Genomic DNA, 18,418 nt, shown 5'->3' on the forward strand with positions numbered 1-18,418 from the left:
AACCTAGCGGCTTGGACGGTTTTCGTCAAGATACGGTCCGGATTGACCAAATTCGTCCCCGTCGCGTCAGCCGAAAAGGCCCAATTTCCCTTTGCATTTCTCTTTGCTTTCGCCGCTCCGACTGCCTAATCAAGACACCGACCGCAGCGGGTCCGACCTGATGGACCCGCATTGGAACGCCTCTCAACAGCACTTGCCAGATATGTCTCAACGTCCGCCCGCGCCACCATCGTTGCAGGAATTGCGCAAGGAGATCGACGCGATCGACGAGGGCATGCATCGCCTCCTGATGCAGCGCGGCGACATCATCGACCGCCTGATCCAGGTGAAGCAGACCCAGGAGGTCGGCTCGGCGTTCCGGCCGGCGCGCGAGGCCGACATGATGCGGCGGATCGTGGAGCGCCATCGCGGCATCCTGCCGCTCGACACGGTCGAGAGCATCTGGCGCGTCATCATCGCGACGTTCACGTACGTGCAGGCACCGTTCGCGGTGCATGCCGACATCTCGGTGAGCGAGCCCGCGATGCGCGATTCCGTGCGATTCCATTTCGGCTTCACCGTGCCTTACGTCGCGCATTTCAGCGCGCAGGCGGCGGTCGAGGCGGTGGCGAAATCCAAGGGCGATCTGGCGCTGGTCTCGGCGACGTCCAGCCGCACCCCGTGGTGGCTGGAGCTGGAAGCCGAAGGCGCACCGAAGATCATCGCGCGGCTGCCTTTCGTCGAACGCGCCGACCATCCGGCCGCGCTGCCCGTGTTCGCGATCTCGCGCGTCGCCGACAGCGCCCTGGTGACGGAGGTGGAGACCTTCAGCGTGCGCGTCTCCGGGTGGAATGCCGAGATCGCGCGGGCGCTGTCGCCGCTCGCCGACATCGTGGCGGTGCCCGATACCGCCTTCGACGGCGCGGCGCTGCTGGTCTCGGTCACGAGCGCGAGCAGCATCGACAAGATCAAGGCTGCCCTGATCGAGGCGGGGGCCTCGGTGCGCTCCACGGCCCTCGTCGGCAGCCACGCAACGCGCTATACGGTGCCCCCGACCGGGTCGAAATCGTAAGTCACGAGCCGCCTGCCATTCCGGAGTTGAAGATGTCCCGCCCCGTGCCGAACCCCGGCATTCTCGATATTGCGCCTTACACGCCCGGCAAGAGCCCGGTGCCGGAGCCGGGCCGCAAGGTGTTCAAGCTCTCGGCCAACGAGACGCCGTTCGGTCCCTCGCCCAAGGCGATCGCGGCCTTTAAGAACGTGGCGGATCATCTGGAAGACTATCCGGAAGGCACCTCGCGGGTGCTGCGCGAAGCCATCGGCCGCAGCTTCGGCCTCGACCCCAACCGCATCATCTGCGGCGCCGGCTCGGACGAGATCCTCAACCTGCTCGCCCACACCTATCTCGGCCAGGGCGACGAGGCGATCTCGACCACGCACGGCTTCCTGGTCTACCCGATCGCGACCATGGCGGTCGGCGCCAGGAACGTCATTGCACAGGAGAAGAACCTCACCTGCGACGTCGATGCCATCCTCAAGGCTGTGACGCCGAAGACGAAGCTGGTGTGGCTCGCCAATCCGAACAACCCGACCGGCACCTATATTCCGTTCGACGAGGTCAAGCGCCTGCGCGCCGGCCTGCCCTCGCACGTGCTGCTGGTGCTGGACGCCGCCTATTGCGACTACGTCTCGCGCAACGATTACGAGATGGGCATCGAGCTGGTCGCCACCACCGAGAATACCGTGGTGACGCACACCTTCTCCAAGATCCATGGCCTCGCCGGGCTGCGCATCGGCTGGATGTTCGGCCCCGAGCACATCATCGACGCGGTCAACCGCATCCGCGGTCCGTTCAACGTGTCGACGCCGGCGATGTATGCCGCAGTCGCCGCGATCGAGGACACCGCGCATCAGACGATGTCGAAGCAGTTCACCGAGACCTGGCGCAACTGGCTGACCGAGGAGATCGGTAAGCTCGGGCTGAAGGTGACGCCGAGCGTCGCCAATTTCGTGCTGATCCACTTTCCGACCGAGAAGGGCAGGACCTCGGACGAGGCCGATGCCTTCCTCACCAAGCGGGGCCTCGTGCTGCGGGCGCTGAAGAACTACGGCCTGCCGCATTCACTGCGCATGACCATCGGCACCGAGGAGGCCAACCGCCTCGTCGTCGACGGTTTGCGCGACTTCATGGCCGGCAAATGAGCGTACAGCCGCACTTCCAGCGCGTCGCCCTGATCGGCTTCGGCCTGATCGGCGGCTCGATCGCGCGCGCTGCGAAGCTCCAGGGCCTGGCCGGCGAGATCGTCACCACCGCCCGCTCGGAGAAGACGCGCGCCCGCGTGCTCGAGCTCGGCATCGTCGACCAGGTCGTGGCGACCAATGCGGAAGCCGTGAAGGATGCCGATCTCGTCATCCTCTGCATTCCCGTCGGCGCCTGCGGGCCTGTGGCGCAGGAGATCGCCGCGCAGCTGAAGCCCGGCGCGATCGTCTCCGACGTCGGCTCGGTGAAGGGCGCGATCGTCAGGGACATGGCGCCGCATCTGCCGAAGACCGTTCATTTCGTGCCGGCGCACCCCGTGGCGGGCACCGAGCATTCAGGGCCGGATTCCGGCTTTGCCGAGCTCTTCATCAACCGCTGGTGCATCCTGACGCCGCCGGAAGGCGTCGATGCGGCGGCCACCGATCGCCTGCGCGCGTTCTGGGCGGCGATGGGCGCCAAGGTCGAGATCATGACGCCGGATCATCATGATCTCGTGCTCGCGATCACCAGCCATCTGCCGCATCTGATCGCCTACACCATCGTCGGCACCGCCGACGAGCTGGCGCAGGTGACGGAGTCAGAGGTCATCAAGTTCTCCGCCGGCGGCTTCCGGGACTTCACCCGCATCGCGGCGTCCGATCCGACGATGTGGCGCGACGTCTTCCTCGCCAACAAGGAAGCCGTGCTGGAGATGCTCGGAACCTTCACCGAGGATCTGGCAAAACTCACCCGCGCGATCCGGCGCGGCGACGGCGAAGCGCTGTTCGACCACTTCACCCGCACCCGCGCCATCCGTCGCGGCATCGTCGAGATCGGCCAGGATTCGGCGGCGCCCGATTTCGGCCGGCCGCATGCGGCGCTGAAGAAGCCGTAGCTCCTGTCATTCCGGGGCGCCCGAAGGGCGAGCCCGGAATCCATTGGGCCACGGCGCACGCGGTGAAATGGATTCCGGGTTCGATGCTACGCATCGCCCCGGAATGACGAGAGAGGTTTTAATACAGCGGCGGGATCTGGCCGACCTTGACCGGGCCGAGCAGCACGGCGCCGTCCACGAACTTCAGCGGGAAGCTGCGGGCCTTCTTGCCTTCCAGCGTGCTCTCGGTGCCGATCGAATTGATGCCGGCGGCAACGCCGGCATTGGCGTTCTGCTTGATGACCTTGCCGAGGCCGGGAACGGCGCGATCGAGCGCGCCGAACAGATTGTTGAGATCCTGCGACTTCACGCCGGGCGCGACGCGGTCGAGGGTTGCCTGCGGCACGCCCTCTTCCAGCATCTTCTCGATGCCGAGCGCCGGGATCACCCGCTCGAGGCCCGTCACCGTCATCTGCAATTCGCCGTCGAGTCGGCCATTGGCCGAGAGTCCGAGCGTGCCGGCTGCGACCGCGATCATCTCGCCCTGCTGGATCCGCGACTGCACGATCTCGATATGACCGCCGGCGGCCTGGATCTCGCGGAAGCGCTGCGGCCAGGGTTTTGGCGTGAGGTCGGAGAGGCCGGTGACCTTGGCGCGCGTGTCCGCTTCGAACGGCTCGGCGAGCAAGGGATGCACGCCCTGGATGCTGCCCTGCGCGAAATGGAGCACGGTCTCGATCACGGGATGATCGGACGGCGATCCGTCCGCGAGGCGCCCGTGCAGCTCGACCTGCTTGGCGCGCGCGAGCGGCACCTGCACGCTGCCGTCGAGCCGGTTGATGACGGGATCGTCGAACACGATGGAGGCGCGGTCCGGCACCGCCGGCAGGCCGACCACGCTGCTGCGGCCCTTGCTCCAGTTCACCACGAAGGTGTTTTGCGTGACGCCGTCGGTGAGGGTCGCCGGCGCGGAGAATTCGGCGATGACGCGCTTTGGATCGTAGACCTGGGCGACGACCAGGATGTTGTCGAGCCTGGCCGTGAACGGCGTCTTGCTCGCGTTCTGCGAGACCAGGGCGACGCTGGCGCCGGAGCACTGGACCTCGAAGCGGAACGGGAAGCCCGCGATCGAGCGCTTGGTGCAATCATAGATGCGGCCGGACTTGGCCTCCTGCGCGCGCCAGGCGTCCGCGGCGATCTCGGCCTGCGAAGCGGCATAGAACCAGAAGCAGCTCCACGCGACGGCGAGGATCAGGAGGAGAACGGGTGCGATGAAAAGGCCCCAACGGGGGCGGCGGCCTGCGGCAACGGTCAGATTGGACATGCGGCGACCCTTTGACCCCAGATTTTGTCAAATGTAAGCGAGGTTGGCTTGCTCCGAAAGGCGGAGAATTCGCTTCGCTTGGGGACGCGGGTCTGGTAGCCGTGCCGGCCATGTCGGAAATCACCCTCCCCTCCGTCACGACAGCCAAGGGCGACCTCTGGGTGTTCGGCTATGGCTCGCTGATGTGGCGGCCGGGCTTCGAATTTATCGAACGTGTCCCGGCGCGGCTGGTCGGCGAGCATCGTGCGCTCTGCGTCTATTCCTTCGTGCATCGCGGCACGCCGGAGAAGCCGGGCCTGGTGCTCGGGCTCGATCGCGGCGGCGCTTGTCGCGGCATCGCCTTCCGTGTCGCCGAAGAGAACCGCGCCGACGTCGTCGCCTATTTGCGGGAACGCGAGCAGGTGACGTCGGTCTATCGCGAGGTGATGCGTTCGGTGTGGCTGGAGAACGATGCGCGGCTGCGCGTCTCCGCACTCGCTTATGTCGTCGACCGCGGCCATGTGCAATATGCCGGCCGGCTGTCGCTCGCCGACCAACATCGCCACGTGCTCCAGGGGCATGGCCAGTCCGGAGCCAATCGCGACTACGTGACCGCGACGGTGAAGGCGATCGAGGCCGAGGGCTTTCGCGACACGCAGCTGCATCAGCTCGCGACGATGCTGCATGGGGAGGCGCATTCCCTGCACGCGCCGGCTCCGAGCGAAGACCGCGAAAGTCGCTAGCTGCCGGTCGGCGCGTAGCTCGGGGCCGAACCGATCAACTGCTCCTGCTCCTTGCGGCCCGCTTCGACGAGGCGGCCGGTTGCCTCTTCGATCGCAGTTTGCACGCGGGAGAGATACTCGTCCTTCGGCAGGCCGGCCGGCAGCGGATCGAGAAACTCCACCACCAGCGTGCCGGGATAGCGCATGAAGGTGCGGCGCGGCCAGAACAGGCCGGAATTGAGCGCGATCGGCAGACACGGCACGCCGCAGGACGAATAGATCTGCGCAAAGCCCGTCTTGTAGTCGGGAGGCGCGCCCGGCGCGCGGCGCGTGCCCTCCGGAAAGATCACGAGCTGGCGGCCGCTGCGCACCGCCACGCGTGCCCGCCGCGTCATGTCCAGCAGCGCCTTCACGCCGGCCTTGCGGTCGATCGCGATCATCCCGGTCTTGACCAGGAACTGACCGAACACCGGAATCTGCATGAGCTGACGCTTGAGGATGAAGATCGGGCGGTGGAAGAACCCAGGCAACACGAAGGTTTCCCAGAACGACTGATGCTTTGCCACGATCACCAGCGGCCCCTGCGGAATCTTCTCCTGCCCGCGGAATTCCACCTTGATGTTGCAGATCACCCGCATCAGGACCAGCGTCGCCTTCGCCCACCATTCCGCGACCGTCAACATGGCACGCGGCGGCATCGCAAAGGTCGGCAGCGCCACGATCGCGAGACACACCAGCACGGCATAGAACAGCACGTTGAACAGGAGCGAGCGCAGGAAAATCAAGAACATCGACGATCCGATCAATTGCCGATCAATTGGCCTGTGCGGTGGCGGGCCGCTTCGGCTGCATCCCAGGAGGCTGCTCCGATACTTCGGGCGAAAGGTCAATCCCGAAATCCTCCAGCCGCACCCTGAGTTCGGCCGCGATGTACTTGACATATTCCGACAGCAGCAGCCGCAAGGTGGACGCCGAGGCCCACCACGGCTCCTCGCGCCATTTGTCGCCGACCACGGCGAACGGGATCAGAATCGTCTCCGGCATCGCGTGCGAGAATTCCACCAGCGCGCGCGGCATGTGATAGTTCGAGGTCACCACGATCAGCGATTTGAACCGGCGCGCCTGCGCCCAGCGGCGCGCCTCCGCCGCATTGCCGCGGGTCGAGAGCGCGGTGCGGTCGAGGTCGACGCAGCAGGTCATGAAGGACTGGTTCTCCGGCAGCGTGCGGGAGATGTCGCTTGCGGTCGAGGTCGGATGCACGCCGGAAATCAGGAGCCGCCTGCCGTAACCGGCAGCCAGCAGCTCCATCGCATCCGACACCCGCGAGGAGCCGCCGGTCAAGACCACGATGCCGTCCGCCTTGCGGTCCGGCACGATCTCGGCCCCGCGCAACTGCGACAGGAACGCGATGAAGCCCGCCGCCGCGCCGACGAAGGCGAACGCGATCGTCGACACCACGGCTGCGCGCAGCCAGCCGCGCGGCAATTTCGGCGATCGATCGTCGGTCGGCGAGGTCATGCGATGTCGGTAATCCCTTCCCCGGATGATTTTAAAACGTTTTGAGGCGAAGTGGAGTCCGGTTTATCGGGCTCCATCAACGTAGCGAAAACACTCGGGCCGCGAACTCGATCACCCTCTCCCCTTGTGGGAGAGGGTGGCTCGCCGCGGAGCGGCGAGACGGGTGAGGGGTTCTCTCCGCGAACTCGACGTTCGTGTGCGCGGAGAGAACCCCTCATCCGGCGCCGTAGCCGAAGGTTCGCTTCGGCGTCGTCTTTAAAAACGGCCGCCGGAGGCGGCCTATGCCACCTTCTCCCACAAGGGGAGAAGGAAGAAAGCAACTCAATCCACATCATTCAGCGTCGCGAACAGCGTCTGGCGCGAGGCGACGGCGGTGATGGCGCCGATCAGCACCGCCTGCACCGCGAGCACGACATAGCCGGAGGGCCGCAGCGAGAAGGTGCCGAGCAGGGCGGCGAACTGGTCGCCGACCGGCGTCCCTGAAAACCAGCCGGCGATCGACTCGGAGAAGCCGAACACCAGCATGGCGGCGCCGCCGCCAATCACGCCGCCCTCCAGGCCCAGCCTGAGGAAATGGCGCAGGAAGCGGTTGGCGATGTAGCGGTCGCCGGCGCCGACGAAATGCAGGACCTCGACGATCGGACGGTTCGCCGCCATGGCGCCACGGGTGGCGAACGACACCGAGATGATGGTCGCGATGATGACGAGCGCGAGGATGCCAAGACCGGCGATCACGGTGGCGTTGGTCATCGAGCGCATGCGCTCGATCCAGGCGCGGTGATCGTCGACGCTGGCGCTGGGCGCCACTTGCGTCACGCGGGCGCGCAAGGCGGTCAGATCGAGCGCCGTGCCGGGCTGCACGCGCGCGATGATCATCCGCGGCACCGGCAGATCGTCCATCGACAGTCCGGTGCCGAGCCAGGGCTCGAGCAGCTTGCCGCTCTCGTCCTTGGTGAACGGCTTGACCTCGACGATGCCGGCTTGGGCGCGCATCGCCTCGGTCACCGCGGCGGTGTCGCGCTCGAGGTCGCGCCCGGACTGCGGGCGAATCTGGATGGTGATTTCGCTTGCTACATCCGACTGCCATTCGGCGGCGGAGGCGCTGACCAGCAACACCGTGCCGGTGGTCATCGAGGCGAGGAAGGTCATGATGGCGACGACGGCGACCAGCGCGCGGCCGTGGATCGAGGCGCGCGGCACGATCGGCGACATGTTGCGCGCCTTGGCCGGAAGCTGCGGACGCTCCTGTCCGAGATCGACCAGTACGCCGCGCTCGTCGGGCCTACTCATAGACGTGCAGCCGTCCCTGATGCAGCACCAGCCGCCGCGCCTCGTACTGGTCCATCAGGCCGATATCGTGGGTCGCGATGATGACGGCGGTGCCGGATTTGTTGAGCTCGATGAAAAGGCGCAGCAGGCGGCGGCCGAGCGTCGGGTCGACGCTGCCGGTCGGCTCGTCCGCGAGCAGAAGTTGCGGCCGCGAGATCACCGCGCGCGCGATCGCCGCACGCTGCTTCTCGCCGCCGGACAGGATCGGCGGCAGCGCGTCCATGCGCTCGCCGAGTCCGACCCAGCGCAGGAGGTCGATGACCTCCTTGCGATAGCTCGACTCGCTGCGGCCCATGACGCGGAACGGCAGCGCGACGTTCTCGTAGGTCGTCATGTGATCGAGCAGGCGGAAGTCCTGGAGCACGATGCCGATGCGCTTGCGCAGGTCGGCGATCTCGTCCTTGCCGAGCTGCGAAATGTCGTGGCCGAACAGGTTGACGAGACCGCGCGTCGGCCGGTGCGACAGGAACAGCAGGCGCAAGAGCGAGGTCTTGCCGGCGCCGGACGGGCCGGTGAGGAACTGGAAGGAGTGCGCCGGGATCTGGAAATTGAGGTCGCGCAGGATCTCCGGCCCCAGACCGTAACGCAATCCGACATTTTCGAACCGAACCAAGCTCAGCTCCGTTCGAGAGGGGGCGATGGCCGCGACGCGATGCTCCGCCACACGCGATCAACGGTTTTTGCGACCGTTATGGTTTCCGGTTCGTTAACGGTCGCCCTGTAGCATCCAGGACGCCCGGGTCTCCGCGACCCTGGCATCGTCAAGACTCGTTCATGCATCAAGGCTCGTCCATGCATATCGTCTGCCCCCATTGTACGACATCCTACGCCATCAAGCTTGCGAGCCTTGGGGCGAACGGGCGGACAGTCCGCTGCTCCCGGTGCAAGCAGACCTGGGTCGCCTATGCCGAGGATGCCATCGAGGAGGCGTCCGTCCCGGCCATGGCTGCGGCCAGCCAGGCCGACGACCAATCCGACCTCGCCGAGCAGTGGAACTCCTACGCCAAGGACGACGGTGCCACCGACACGCCTGTCGTCGACAGCCCCTCCATCGCCAGCGACTGGCCGGAGGAGGACGCCAAGGAGACCGAGGACGAATGGTCGGCGGCGGCCCGGGACGCCGAGGATGAGGTCGCCGGCGCGCAGCACCAGTCCTGGTTCCGCGGCCTGTTCAGCCGGCGCGGGGCACGGGTGAGGCGTCAGGCCCCCACCGTGGCGCCGCGAAAGTCCCATTTCGGCCTGCCGACCGCCTGCGCCGCCATGGGCGCGCTGGTGCTGGCCCTGATCGTCTGGCGCGGCGACATGGTGCGGCTGCTGCCGCAGACCGCGGCCTTCTACAAGATGGTCGGCCTCGACGTTAACCTGCGCGGGCTGGCCTTCAAGGACGTCAAGCTCTCCAGCGAGACCGTTGACGGTAAACAGGTGTTGGTGATCGAGGGCGTCATCGTCGGCGAGGGCAAGAAGCCGCTCGACATCCCGCGGCTGCGCTTTGCGGTGCGCGACGCGCAGGGCGCGGAGATCTATGCCTGGAATGCGGTGCTGGAGCAGACCGTGCTGCGGCCCGGCGAGCGCGCCTTCTTCCGCTCGCGCCTGGCCTCTCCGCCGCCGGAGGGCCGCAATATCGACGTTCGCTTCTTCAACCGGCGCGACATTGCCGGCGGCAGCGTGTAATCAGGCTCGCAAGGTCCGCACGGGAGGTTGGTCCCAAGGTTGGTCCCATGCCAAAAATCTTGATCGCCGACGACGAGGATTCGATGCGCCAGCTGGTGGCGCGCGCCATCGCCATGGACGGGCACCAGACCGTGACCGCGCAGGACGGCGCCGAGGCGCTGGAGATCCTGACCCGCGAGGACGGCGCATTCGATTTGCTGCTCACCGACATCCAGATGCCGGTCATGGACGGCATCGCCCTGGCGCTCGCCGCCGCGCGCGATTTCCCCGACCTGACGATTTTGCTGATGACCGGATTTGCCGACCAGCGCGAGCGCGCCTCGAACCTCAACGCGCTGGTGCATGACGTCGTGACCAAACCGTTCTCGGTCGCCGACATCCGCACCGCAGTGGCGGACGCGCTGGCGGCGAAGAAGCGGTAGCGGCGGTCACTTCAGCGCTTGTAGCCCGCATGAGCGCAGCGACATGCGGGAAGAGTCGTCCTGTGACGCGCTCGTCACGTCACAAAGGCGGTGTCGTCCCGGCGAAGGCCGGGACCCATACCGCGTTATTTATTTGTAGGGATTGCTAGCCGTACCGGGCGACGAGTCTTCGCCAAACCACTCCCTGGGGTTATGGGTCCCGGCCTTCGCCGGGACGACGTTGGAGTGTCGTATCAAAAATCCTTCAGCAACCGCTCGATGTAATCGAGCTCGATCTGCGGACGCGAGGTATCGCCGAGGCGGCGGCGGAGTTCTTCGAGGATGCGGCGGACGCGCTGGGCGTCGATCTCGCCGGGGATCTTGACCGTGTAGTCGTCGCTGAACTCGCGGCCGTGAAGCGGGCGACCGAGCGGATCGGTCTGATTGCCGCCGCTCTGCTGGCGACCGGCCCGGTTGCCCGGACCATCGCCCTGCCCGTCACCGTCGCCCTGCTGCATCGCCTCGGCCATCTTCTGCGCACCCTTGCGCAGCGCTTCGAGAGCCTTGCCCTGCGAGTCCACGGCACCATCCGCATTGCCCTCGCCGAGCTTTGAGCCGGCATCGCCCATGGCACCGTCGGCGGTGTCCAGGCTGCCGTCATCATCGCCCTGGTCACCGTCCTGATCGCCATCCTGGCCGGGCTGGCCCTGATCGCCCTGCTGACCTTTCTGCCCCTGTTGCCCTTTCTGGCCCTTTTGTCCCTTCTGCGTGAGGCCGCGCTTGGCGAGCTCGTCCTGCAACTTCTTCAGCCGGTCGCGCAGCGCCTGCTGGTCCTGCTGGAGGTCCGACATCGACTGGTCGCCCTGCGGCTTGCCGCGCGAGCGGTCACGCCGGGAATCCTGGCCCTGCTTGTAGGTCTTGTCGCGCAATTGCTGCTGCTTGCGGATCATGTCGCTGAGCTCGTTGAGCGCCTGCTCCATGTCGCTGTCGCCGGATTGCCCGGGCTGCGCCATCTGGAGATTTTCCATGATCTGCGCCAGCTGCTCGAGCATGCGCTGCGCCGCCTCGCGATTGCCTTCGCGCGCCGCTTTCTCGATCTGCTTCAGGAGGTCGTCCAGATCCCGCTGCGTGATGACGGAGCGATCGCGATTGGAGGACTGGTTTCTTTCCGTCGCGCGCTTGTACTCCTCGAGCTTCTGAATGGCATCGGACTGGTTGCTCAGGCTGCGCCCGGACTCCTTCTGGCGGAGGTTATCGCCGGCATCCTGCATCGCCTTTTCCGCGCCATCGAGCAGCGCATCGGGATCCTGATCCTGCTGGGCAGCGACGGACGGCAGGCCCCCCAACAGGAAGGCGAGGCAGGCGATCGACATCGCCTTCAAGACTGGCACGCGCGCTAGCTTCCGCATTTCCGGTCCCGCGTAAACTGGTTGGCCCCGTCGTCCCCCGCCTTGGCCCGGTTGCTCGCCGACTTGCGATAGGCCTGAAGCTGCTGGCGCAATGCGTCCTGCTGCTGCGCCAGCTCCTCGAGCTGCTCGGGCGTCGCGTGCTGGGTCTTTTGTCGCAGCTCGACGGCCTTGTCGAGGATGAGCTGGACCTCCGCCGGGAACGGCTGCCGGGGACCCAGCGGATTTTGCTCGGCGCGCCGGGCGAGGTCGCGCACCTTGCCGGCCATGGCCTCGCGGAGCTTTTGCGTCAGCACCCGGATCTCGTCCTCGCTGGCACCGCGCTCCAGCGCCCGCTTGAGCGCGTCCTGCGCCGAGCGCAGCGCGGCGTTGACGCTGCCGGCGACACCGTCGTCCTCGATGGTGACCGCGAACGCCCACATGCTCGCCACCACGTCACGCATCGCGTCGTCGGTGCGGGCCGCCTCGAGCTGGAGCGCCAGGCTGCGCAGACCGAGATAGCAGCCGGCATCCGGGGTGAACAATTCGGGCGCGATCATCAACGCGTCGAGCGCGGCGTAGACGTCGGAATTCTTGTTGGCGTCGAGCGCGAGGATACGGCGCTGCTCGATCAGCGCGCGTGCGAGCGGGTTCGTGAACAGCCGCTCGGGCAGGCGCATGTTGAAGGGTTCGCTTCTGGCCTCGTTGCCGGCCTCGTCCTTGGCGGTGAGCCTCAGCGTGACGTCGGCGCCGGCATAGGGGTCCTCGCTGAGGTCCTTCACCGTCTGGCCGACGCCGTTGCGGGTGCGCGCATTCGGCAGCACCAGCGGGAATTGCGGCGGCTGGAACAGCGGCCGTGCGGCAGCCTTGGTATCGCCGTCCTTGCCGCCATCCTTGGCATCGGCGGGGCGCAGGCCAAATTGCGCTTCGGCGCCGGTGACGCCGTAATCGTCCTCGATCTTGTAGGAAAGCTGAAGCGCACCGCGCGCCTGGCGCTCCGGATCCTTGGCCAGCGCGATCGTCGGCGCGCGGTCTGGCGTCGCCGCAAACGCCCATTGCGGCTGGCCGGCGGGCGCGCGGACATGCGCGGTGCCGTCGCCGGTGATGGCGAAGTGCTTCTCGTTGGTGCCCTTGGGCGTGGCTTCGGTGGGGGCGACCTCCTTGAGGCCGCCGGAGACGACGACATCCAGGCTGCCGCCGGAGGAGCGCACGATCAGGGTCGAGCCGGCGGGAACGGCGAGCGGGCCGCCGGCGGGCAGCGCCGCGGCCTCCTTGTTGGCGGCCGACAGGATCACCGGCGGCTTGCCGGTGTAGAGCGGCGGCGTGACCCAGGCATCGACGCGAACATTGGTCGGCGCCAGCACGCCATTCCAGTCGAAGGCCGCGCCGAGCCGCATCGCGCGCTCGTTGCCGGCGGCGAAGAAGGTCGCAACCAGCATCACCATGACCAGCGCTCGCAGCGCCCAGGGATCGTGAAGCGCGAGCCGCGGGCGCGGCAGACCGGCACGGATGCGCTTGAGCGAGGCCAGCGTACGCTCACGCTGCGCCTGCCACAGCGCCTTCGCGACCGGGTCCTGCGAGGTCAGCGTGTCCGTGAGCGTGGTGGCCGGGCGATGACGGATGCCGGAGCCGCGGTCGAGCCGGCTCAACGCTTCCTCGCGGCTCGGCCAGCGGAAGCGAACCAGCGGGAACAGGGCGGCAATCGCGACGCCGGCGAAAACGGCAAGACCAATGGCACGGGCGAGGAACGGCAGCGCCAGCCAGAGACCGGCCCAGGACAGCGCCAGGAACAGGCCGACGACGGTCAGAAGCCGCGCCAGATTCGGCCAGGCACGCTCCCACGCGATGGCATATCTCGCCCGATCGAGGGCCTGCGCCAGCTTCAGCCGCGGCAGAGCGTCGCCATCGCGGATCGGGTCTGACGGGTCGGGGGTGACGCCGTTCAATCAGCTCTCCAAGTTGCCCGGGAGAGAAGAGCGTATCACAACGGCAGCACTGAGGCATCCGTTCCTGTACGGGAGACACCCCTTTTCCCGCATAACACGAGGACGTGACTGGCCCGCCGCAACCCCGTAATTTCCGCGCCGCCATCCAGGGACAAGCAAAGGGAAAACGAAGGAAACGCCATGGACAAGAAGATGCACGACAAGGGCCTGGAAGTCCGCAAAGCGGTGCTGGGAGAAGCCTATGTCAACAACGCCCTGAAGAACGTCGACGATTTCAACCGTCCGTTCCAGGAGATGCTCAACGAATATTGCTGGGGCACGGTGTGGGGCCGCGAGGAACTCCCGCGCAAGACCCGCAGCATGCTCAACATCGCGATGATCGCGATCCTCAACCGCCAGCACGAATTCCGCGCGCATCTGAAGGGCGCGCTCACCAACGGCGTCACCCGCGACGAGATCCGCGAAATCCTGATGCAGGTTGCGATCTATGGCGGCATGCCGGCCGCAGTCGACAGTTTCCGCATCGCGCGCGAGGTGTTCGCGGAGATCGACGGGAAGGCGTGAGGGGCGCAGGCTCTCTCCACTGTCGTCCCGGACAAGCGAAGCGGAGCGTAGCGCCGATCCGGGACCCATAACCACAGGCGGATGTGGTTAGCGGGACTCGGAGTGACCGCTTTCGTGCTGCGACTCCTCCCTGGGGTTATGGGTCCCGGATCGGCGCGCGCTTGAGGCGCGCTTGTCCGGGACGACACCGGGGATAGAGCGCGGATTTTCACGACAACAACGAATAATCAAAACAAGGAAACACCATGGACATCGGATTCATCGGCCTCGGAAACATGGGTTTCCCGATGGCGCGGCGGCTGGTCGAGGCGGGCCACAAGCTCGTCGTGTTCGACACGCGCAAGGAGGTCGTCGACAAGCTCATCGCGCGCGGCGCGACGCCAGCGACATCACCGAAGGACGTGGCCGATCAGGTCGAGACCGTGATGGCGAGCCTGCCCTCGCTGCAAGCTTCGCTCGAAGTTGCAACGGGGACGAACGGCGTGATCGAGGGCAAGCGCGTCAAGCGCTTCATCGATCTGTCCACCGTCGGCTCGACGATGGCTTCGAAGATTCACGCCCTGCTCGCCAAGCGCGACATCGTGCAGATCGACTGCCCCGTCTCCGGCGGGGTCGGCGGCGCCGAGAAGGGCACGCTGGCAGTGATGGTGTCGGGGCCGAAGGCGGAGTTCGAGCTGCTGAAGCCCGCGCTCGATGTGATCGGAAAGGTGTTCTTCATCGGCGAGAAGCCGGGGTCTGCCCAGACCATGAAGCTCGCCAACAATTTCCTCTCGGCCACCGCGATCGTGGCGACGTCGGAAGCGGTCGTCATGGGTGTGAAGGCCGGGCTCGATCCCGCCGTGATGATCGACGTCATCAATGCCGGCTCGGGCATGAACACCGCGAGCCGCGACAAGTTTCCGCGCGCGGTGCTGCCGCGCACGTTCGATTTCGGCTTCGCCACGGGGCTGATGGTGAAGGACGTCCGCCTCGCGCTGGAGGAAATGAAGCAGCTCGGCCTGTCGATGGAGGTTGCTGATGCCGTCGGGCGCCTGTGGGAGACCGTGATCAGCGCGGAAGGCGCCGAGTCCGATTTCACCGCGGCGATCAAGCCGATCGAGAAGAAGGCGGGGGTTGTGGTTGGTGGGAAGACCGGCGGATTGGCGGGGAAGTAACGCGCCAATCTCTTCGTCGTCCCGGCGAAGGCCGGGACCCATAACCACAGGCGGATGTGATTACGGGGACCCGGAGTTACCCGCTTCGCGCCACAACCCCTCCCTGGGGTTATGGGTCCCGGCCTTCGCCGGGACGACACCGTGATTGTTGAACCGGCGTGGGCTCACAGCCACGGCGCCGGCGTGTCCATCGCGATCAGCTGCTCGACCTCGATGCGCGGGCGCACCACGGCGTACTGGTCGCCCTTCACCAGCACCTCGGGCACCAGCGGCCGCGTGTTGTAGGTGCCGGCCTGCACGGCGCCATAGGCCCCGGCGGTCATGATGGCGAGGAGATCGCCCGCCTTCGGCGTCGGCAGCGTGCGGTCGAGCGCGAGATAGTCGCCGGTCTCGCAGACCGGGCCGACGACGTCGGCCACCATCGTCGCCGCATCCCTGGCCGGCTGCGTCACCGGCAGGATGTCGTGATGGGCCTCATACAGCGTCGGGCGGATCAGGTCATTCATCGCGGCGTCGATGATGACGAAGTTCTTGCCGTCGCCGTGCTTCACATAGATCACCTTGGCGACCAGGATGCCGGCATTGCCGACGATCATGCGGCCGGGCTCGAACATCAGCGTGCAGCCGAGATTGTGGCTGACGCGCTTGACCATCGCGGCATAGGCATCGGGCGCCGGGGGCGCCTCGCGGTCCATGTAATAGGGAATGCCGAGGCCACCGCCGAAATCGACATGCGAGATGTCGTGGCCGTCGGAACGCAGCGTCTGCACGAATTCGGAGAGGATGCGGAACGCCGTCTCCATCTTGGACAGGTCGGTGATCTGGCTGCCGATATGCACGTCGGTGCCGGTCACCTGGATCCCGGGCAGCTTCGCTGCGCGCGCATAGACCTCGCGGGCATGCGCGATCGGGATGCCGAACTTGTTCTCGGACTTGCCGGTGGAGATCTTGGCATGCGTGCCGGCGTCGACATCGGGATTGACGCGCACGGAAATCCGCGCGGTCTTGCCCATCTCGGTCGCAAGGCGCGACAACAGCTCGAGCTCCGGCTCGGATTCGACGTTGAGACAGAGGATGTCGGCGGCGAGCGCAGCGCGCAGCTCTTCTTCCGTCTTGCCGACGCCGGAGAACAGGATCTTGCGGGCGGGAATGCCCGCGGCCAGCGCGCGCTTCAATTCACCGCCGGAGACCACGTCGGCGCCGGCGCCAAGCTTGGCGAGCGTACGCAGCACCGACTGGTTGGAGTTCGCCTTCATGGCGTAGCAGACCAGCACCTTCTCGCCGGCGAAAGCATCGGCGAAGACGCGGTAATGCCGCTCCAGCGTTGCGGTCGAATAGCAATAGAACGGCGTGCCGACGGTTGCAGCCAGCTCGGACAGGTTCACCGCCTCGGCGTGCAGCACACCGTTGCGGTAGTCAAAATGGTTCATGGCTTTGGCTCAGTTGCCCCAGCCTATCTGCTGGGTTTGTCGTCCAGGAGCGGGTCGAGAATAAACGGTTTCTTTCTGCCCCGGGACGCCGCAGGGGCGGCGTCGGCCCCGTAGGTGGGATTGAACACGCTCGGCGTCTTCTGGGCTTCGGTCTCGGTGTCGGTCGGCGCAGCACCGTTGGGCGCGGGCACATTGGAGGCGGTCGGCGGCAAATCCAGCGGGCCCTTGCGGCCACAGCCAGCAAGCGCGAGCGCCGTCAGGCTCAAGACAATGATGGCCCACCCCGAGCCGGCCGGGCGAAACTTTGACGTCACGACGAAATCCCCACTACGCGGGCCGCACCATACAGAGATTGGCGCACTCTGGCGAGAGCCGGATGACCATGAAACATAAGCGAAATTTTGCCCTCAGCCCAATTTTCGCTCTTTTTCCAGCCGCTTCAGCCAGGCCTTGGCCTGGGAGGCCACGTTCTTCGGCGCGGTGCCGCCAAAGCTGGTCCGGCTCTTCACCGACGATTCGACCGAGAGCACGCCGAGCACGTCCTTGGTGATCCTGGACTCGATCGCCTGCATCTCCTTCAGCGGCAGCTCGTGCAGCGCCACGCCGCCCTCGGCGGCCTTGGCCACGATGCGGCCGGTGACATGGTGGGCCTCGCGGAACGGCATCTTCAGCGTCCGCACCAGCCAGTCGGCGAGATCGGTCGCGGTGGCATAGCCCTCGCCGGCAGCAAGCCTCATCTTCGCTTCATCGGGCACGAGGTCGCGGACCATGCCGGTCATGGCGCGGATCGCGAGCGACAGCGCGGCAAAGCCCTCCATCGCACCCTGCTTGTCCTCCTGCATGTCCTTTTGATAGGCGAGCGGCAGGCCCTTCATCACGATCAGGAGACCGTTGAGCGCGCCGATGACGCGGCCGGTCTTGGCGCGAACGAGCTCGGCGGCATCCGGGTTGCGCTTCTGCGGCATGATCGAGGAGCCGGTGGTGAACTTGTCGCTGAGCCGGATGAGGCCCACCAGCGGCGAGGTCCAGATCACGATCTCCTCGGCAAAGCGCGACATGTGCACGGCGCAGATCGAGGCCGCCGACAGCGTCTCCAGCACGAAGTCGCGGTCGGAGACCGCGTCGAGCGAGTTCGCCATCGGCCGGTCGAAGGCAAGCGCCTTTGCGGTCGCGTGGCGATCGATCGGGAACGAGGTGCCCGCGAGCGCGGCGGCGCCGAGCGGCGATTCGTTGAGCCGCTTGCGCGCGTCCTGGAAACGGCCGCGGTCGCGCGCGGCCATCTCGACATAGGCGAGCAGGTGATGGCCGAAGGTCACGGGCTGCGCGGTCTGGAGATGCGTGAAGCCGGGCATCACGGTGCCGGCATGCTCCAATGCGCGCTCGACCAGCGCCTGCTGAAACGCGGCGAGCGCCGCATCGGTCTCGTCGATGACGTCGCGGACGAACAGACGGAAGTCGGTGGCGACCTGGTCGTTGCGCGAGCGCGCGGTGTGCAGCCGGCCGGCGGCGGGGCCGATCAGCTCGGACAGGCGGCTCTCGACATTCATGTGAATGTCCTCGAGCGCGCGCTTGAACGTGAAGCCGCCCTTGCCGATCTCTGACAAAATCGTGTCTAGACCCTTGCCGATATTTTTCGCATCAGAGGCCGTGATGATGCCCTGCGTGGCCAGCATCGCGGCGTGGGCCTTGGACGCGGCAATGTCCTGGGCAAAGAGGTGACGATCGACGTCGATGGAGACGTTGATCTCTTCCATGATCTCATCGGGACGTTCCGAGAACCGGCCGCCCCACATCTTGTTGCTCATGATCCCCTGCTCACGCCTTGCTTGTCGCTGGCCACGTTTGCTGGCCGCCGCCAGCCGTATTAAGAGGCCCCTGATAGCCATATCTGCGACCGGATGAC

The 18,418-nt window shown here is 66.4% G+C and carries 18 protein-coding genes; 8 read left to right on the forward strand and 10 right to left on the reverse strand.

Features of this window, described 5'->3' with window-relative positions:
• Positions 1–202: 202 nt before the first annotated feature.
• From A3M7_RS0112730 to A3M7_RS0112740, 3 genes are read left to right on the forward strand one after another with little or no spacing between them, the layout of a single operon-like run.
• Positions 203–1,051, forward strand: coding sequence for a chorismate mutase (locus A3M7_RS0112730; RefSeq protein WP_011084215.1), 849 nt, complete (start codon positions 203–205; stop codon positions 1,049–1,051).
• Between the two features lie 32 nt (positions 1,052–1,083).
• Positions 1,084–2,181 (forward strand): histidinol-phosphate transaminase, encoded by a 1,098-nt coding sequence (hisC, locus tag A3M7_RS0112735; protein WP_027544298.1) that lies wholly within the window; start codon positions 1,084–1,086, stop codon positions 2,179–2,181.
• The gene (locus A3M7_RS0112740; protein ID WP_027544299.1) at positions 2,178–3,113 is read left to right on the forward strand and encodes a prephenate/arogenate dehydrogenase family protein; all 936 of its coding nucleotides are present in this window, start codon (positions 2,178–2,180) and stop codon (positions 3,111–3,113) included. The genes hisC and A3M7_RS0112740 overlap by 4 nt, the downstream gene beginning before the upstream one ends.
• A 118-nt stretch (positions 3,114–3,231) precedes the next feature.
• On the opposite strand, the gene A3M7_RS0112745 is transcribed toward A3M7_RS0112740, so the two are convergent.
• Complete coding sequence (locus A3M7_RS0112745) at positions 3,232–4,416, reverse strand: DUF2125 domain-containing protein (RefSeq protein ID WP_027544300.1); 1,185 nt, start codon at positions 4,414–4,416, stop codon at positions 3,232–3,234.
• A gap of 110 nt (positions 4,417–4,526) precedes the next feature.
• On the opposite strand from A3M7_RS0112745, the gene A3M7_RS0112750 reads away from it, so the two are divergent.
• A complete protein-coding gene (locus A3M7_RS0112750) occupies positions 4,527–5,138 on the forward strand; it encodes a gamma-glutamylcyclotransferase (protein WP_027544301.1) in 612 nt (203 codons plus the stop codon).
• On the opposite strand, the gene A3M7_RS0112755 is transcribed toward A3M7_RS0112750, so the two are convergent.
• The 4 genes from A3M7_RS0112755 to ftsE all read right to left on the reverse strand — a co-directional run bounded on the left by A3M7_RS0112755 (position 5,135) and on the right by ftsE (position 8,577).
• Positions 5,135–5,908: a 1-acyl-sn-glycerol-3-phosphate acyltransferase gene (locus A3M7_RS0112755; protein WP_027544302.1), complete on the reverse strand. Its 774-nt coding sequence runs from the start codon at positions 5,906–5,908 to the stop codon at positions 5,135–5,137. The genes A3M7_RS0112750 and A3M7_RS0112755 overlap by 4 nt on opposite strands.
• Positions 5,909–5,930: 22 nt before the next feature.
• Positions 5,931–6,635 (reverse strand): YdcF family protein, encoded by a 705-nt coding sequence (locus A3M7_RS0112760; protein WP_027544303.1) that lies wholly within the window; start codon positions 6,633–6,635, stop codon positions 5,931–5,933.
• A 321-nt stretch (positions 6,636–6,956) separates the two neighbouring features.
• The gene (locus A3M7_RS0112765) at positions 6,957–7,925 is read right to left on the reverse strand and encodes an ABC transporter permease (protein WP_027544304.1); all 969 of its coding nucleotides are present in this window, start codon (positions 7,923–7,925) and stop codon (positions 6,957–6,959) included.
• Positions 7,918–8,577, reverse strand: coding sequence for a cell division ATP-binding protein FtsE (gene ftsE, locus A3M7_RS0112770; protein WP_027544305.1), 660 nt, complete (start codon positions 8,575–8,577; stop codon positions 7,918–7,920). The genes A3M7_RS0112765 and ftsE overlap by 8 nt, the downstream gene beginning before the upstream one ends.
• Before the next feature lie 179 nt (positions 8,578–8,756).
• On the opposite strand from ftsE, the gene A3M7_RS0112775 reads away from it, so the two are divergent.
• Together A3M7_RS0112775 and A3M7_RS0112780 are read left to right on the forward strand one after the other, a co-directional pair.
• Positions 8,757–9,635, forward strand: coding sequence for an MJ0042-type zinc finger domain-containing protein (locus A3M7_RS0112775; protein WP_027544306.1), 879 nt, complete (start codon positions 8,757–8,759; stop codon positions 9,633–9,635).
• 47 nt (positions 9,636–9,682) lie between these two features.
• Positions 9,683–10,057: a response regulator gene (locus A3M7_RS0112780; protein ID WP_027544307.1), complete on the forward strand. Its 375-nt coding sequence runs from the start codon at positions 9,683–9,685 to the stop codon at positions 10,055–10,057.
• A gap of 233 nt (positions 10,058–10,290) precedes the next feature.
• On the opposite strand, the gene A3M7_RS0112785 is transcribed toward A3M7_RS0112780, so the two are convergent.
• Entirely contained in the window at positions 10,291–11,445 is a 1,155-nt protein-coding gene (locus A3M7_RS0112785; protein WP_027544308.1) for a DUF4175 family protein, read from the reverse strand.
• Positions 11,433–13,367: a TIGR02302 family protein gene (locus A3M7_RS0112790; RefSeq protein ID WP_027544309.1), complete on the reverse strand. Its 1,935-nt coding sequence runs from the start codon at positions 13,365–13,367 to the stop codon at positions 11,433–11,435. Before A3M7_RS0112790 ends, A3M7_RS0112785 begins: the two co-directional genes overlap by 13 nt.
• Positions 13,368–13,547: 180 nt before the next feature.
• On the opposite strand from A3M7_RS0112790, the gene A3M7_RS0112795 reads away from it, so the two are divergent.
• Complete coding sequence (locus A3M7_RS0112795) at positions 13,548–13,931, forward strand: carboxymuconolactone decarboxylase family protein (RefSeq protein WP_008567285.1); 384 nt, start codon at positions 13,548–13,550, stop codon at positions 13,929–13,931.
• 245 nt (positions 13,932–14,176) lie between these two features.
• Positions 14,177–15,085 carry an NAD(P)-dependent oxidoreductase gene (locus A3M7_RS0112800; protein WP_027544310.1) on the forward strand — a complete coding sequence of 303 codons (909 nt, stop codon included), beginning with the start codon at positions 14,177–14,179 and terminating at the stop codon, positions 15,083–15,085.
• A 164-nt stretch (positions 15,086–15,249) separates the two neighbouring features.
• Here the strand turns inward: A3M7_RS0112800 and lysA are convergent, their stop codons facing one another.
• From lysA to argH, 3 genes are all read right to left on the reverse strand, one after another.
• Complete coding sequence (gene lysA, locus A3M7_RS0112805; RefSeq protein ID WP_027544311.1) at positions 15,250–16,515, reverse strand: diaminopimelate decarboxylase; 1,266 nt, start codon at positions 16,513–16,515, stop codon at positions 15,250–15,252.
• Positions 16,516–16,538: 23 nt separating this feature from the next.
• Complete coding sequence (locus A3M7_RS0112810; protein ID WP_027544312.1) at positions 16,539–16,829, reverse strand: lipoprotein; 291 nt, start codon at positions 16,827–16,829, stop codon at positions 16,539–16,541.
• A gap of 93 nt (positions 16,830–16,922) precedes the next feature.
• Positions 16,923–18,320, reverse strand: coding sequence for an argininosuccinate lyase (gene argH / locus A3M7_RS0112815; protein WP_027544313.1), 1,398 nt, complete (start codon positions 18,318–18,320; stop codon positions 16,923–16,925).
• Positions 18,321–18,418: the final 98 nt, after the last annotated feature.

Source organism: Bradyrhizobium sp. WSM2254 (assembly GCF_000472645.1).
Classification (GTDB): domain Bacteria; phylum Pseudomonadota; class Alphaproteobacteria; order Rhizobiales; family Xanthobacteraceae; genus Bradyrhizobium; species Bradyrhizobium niftali.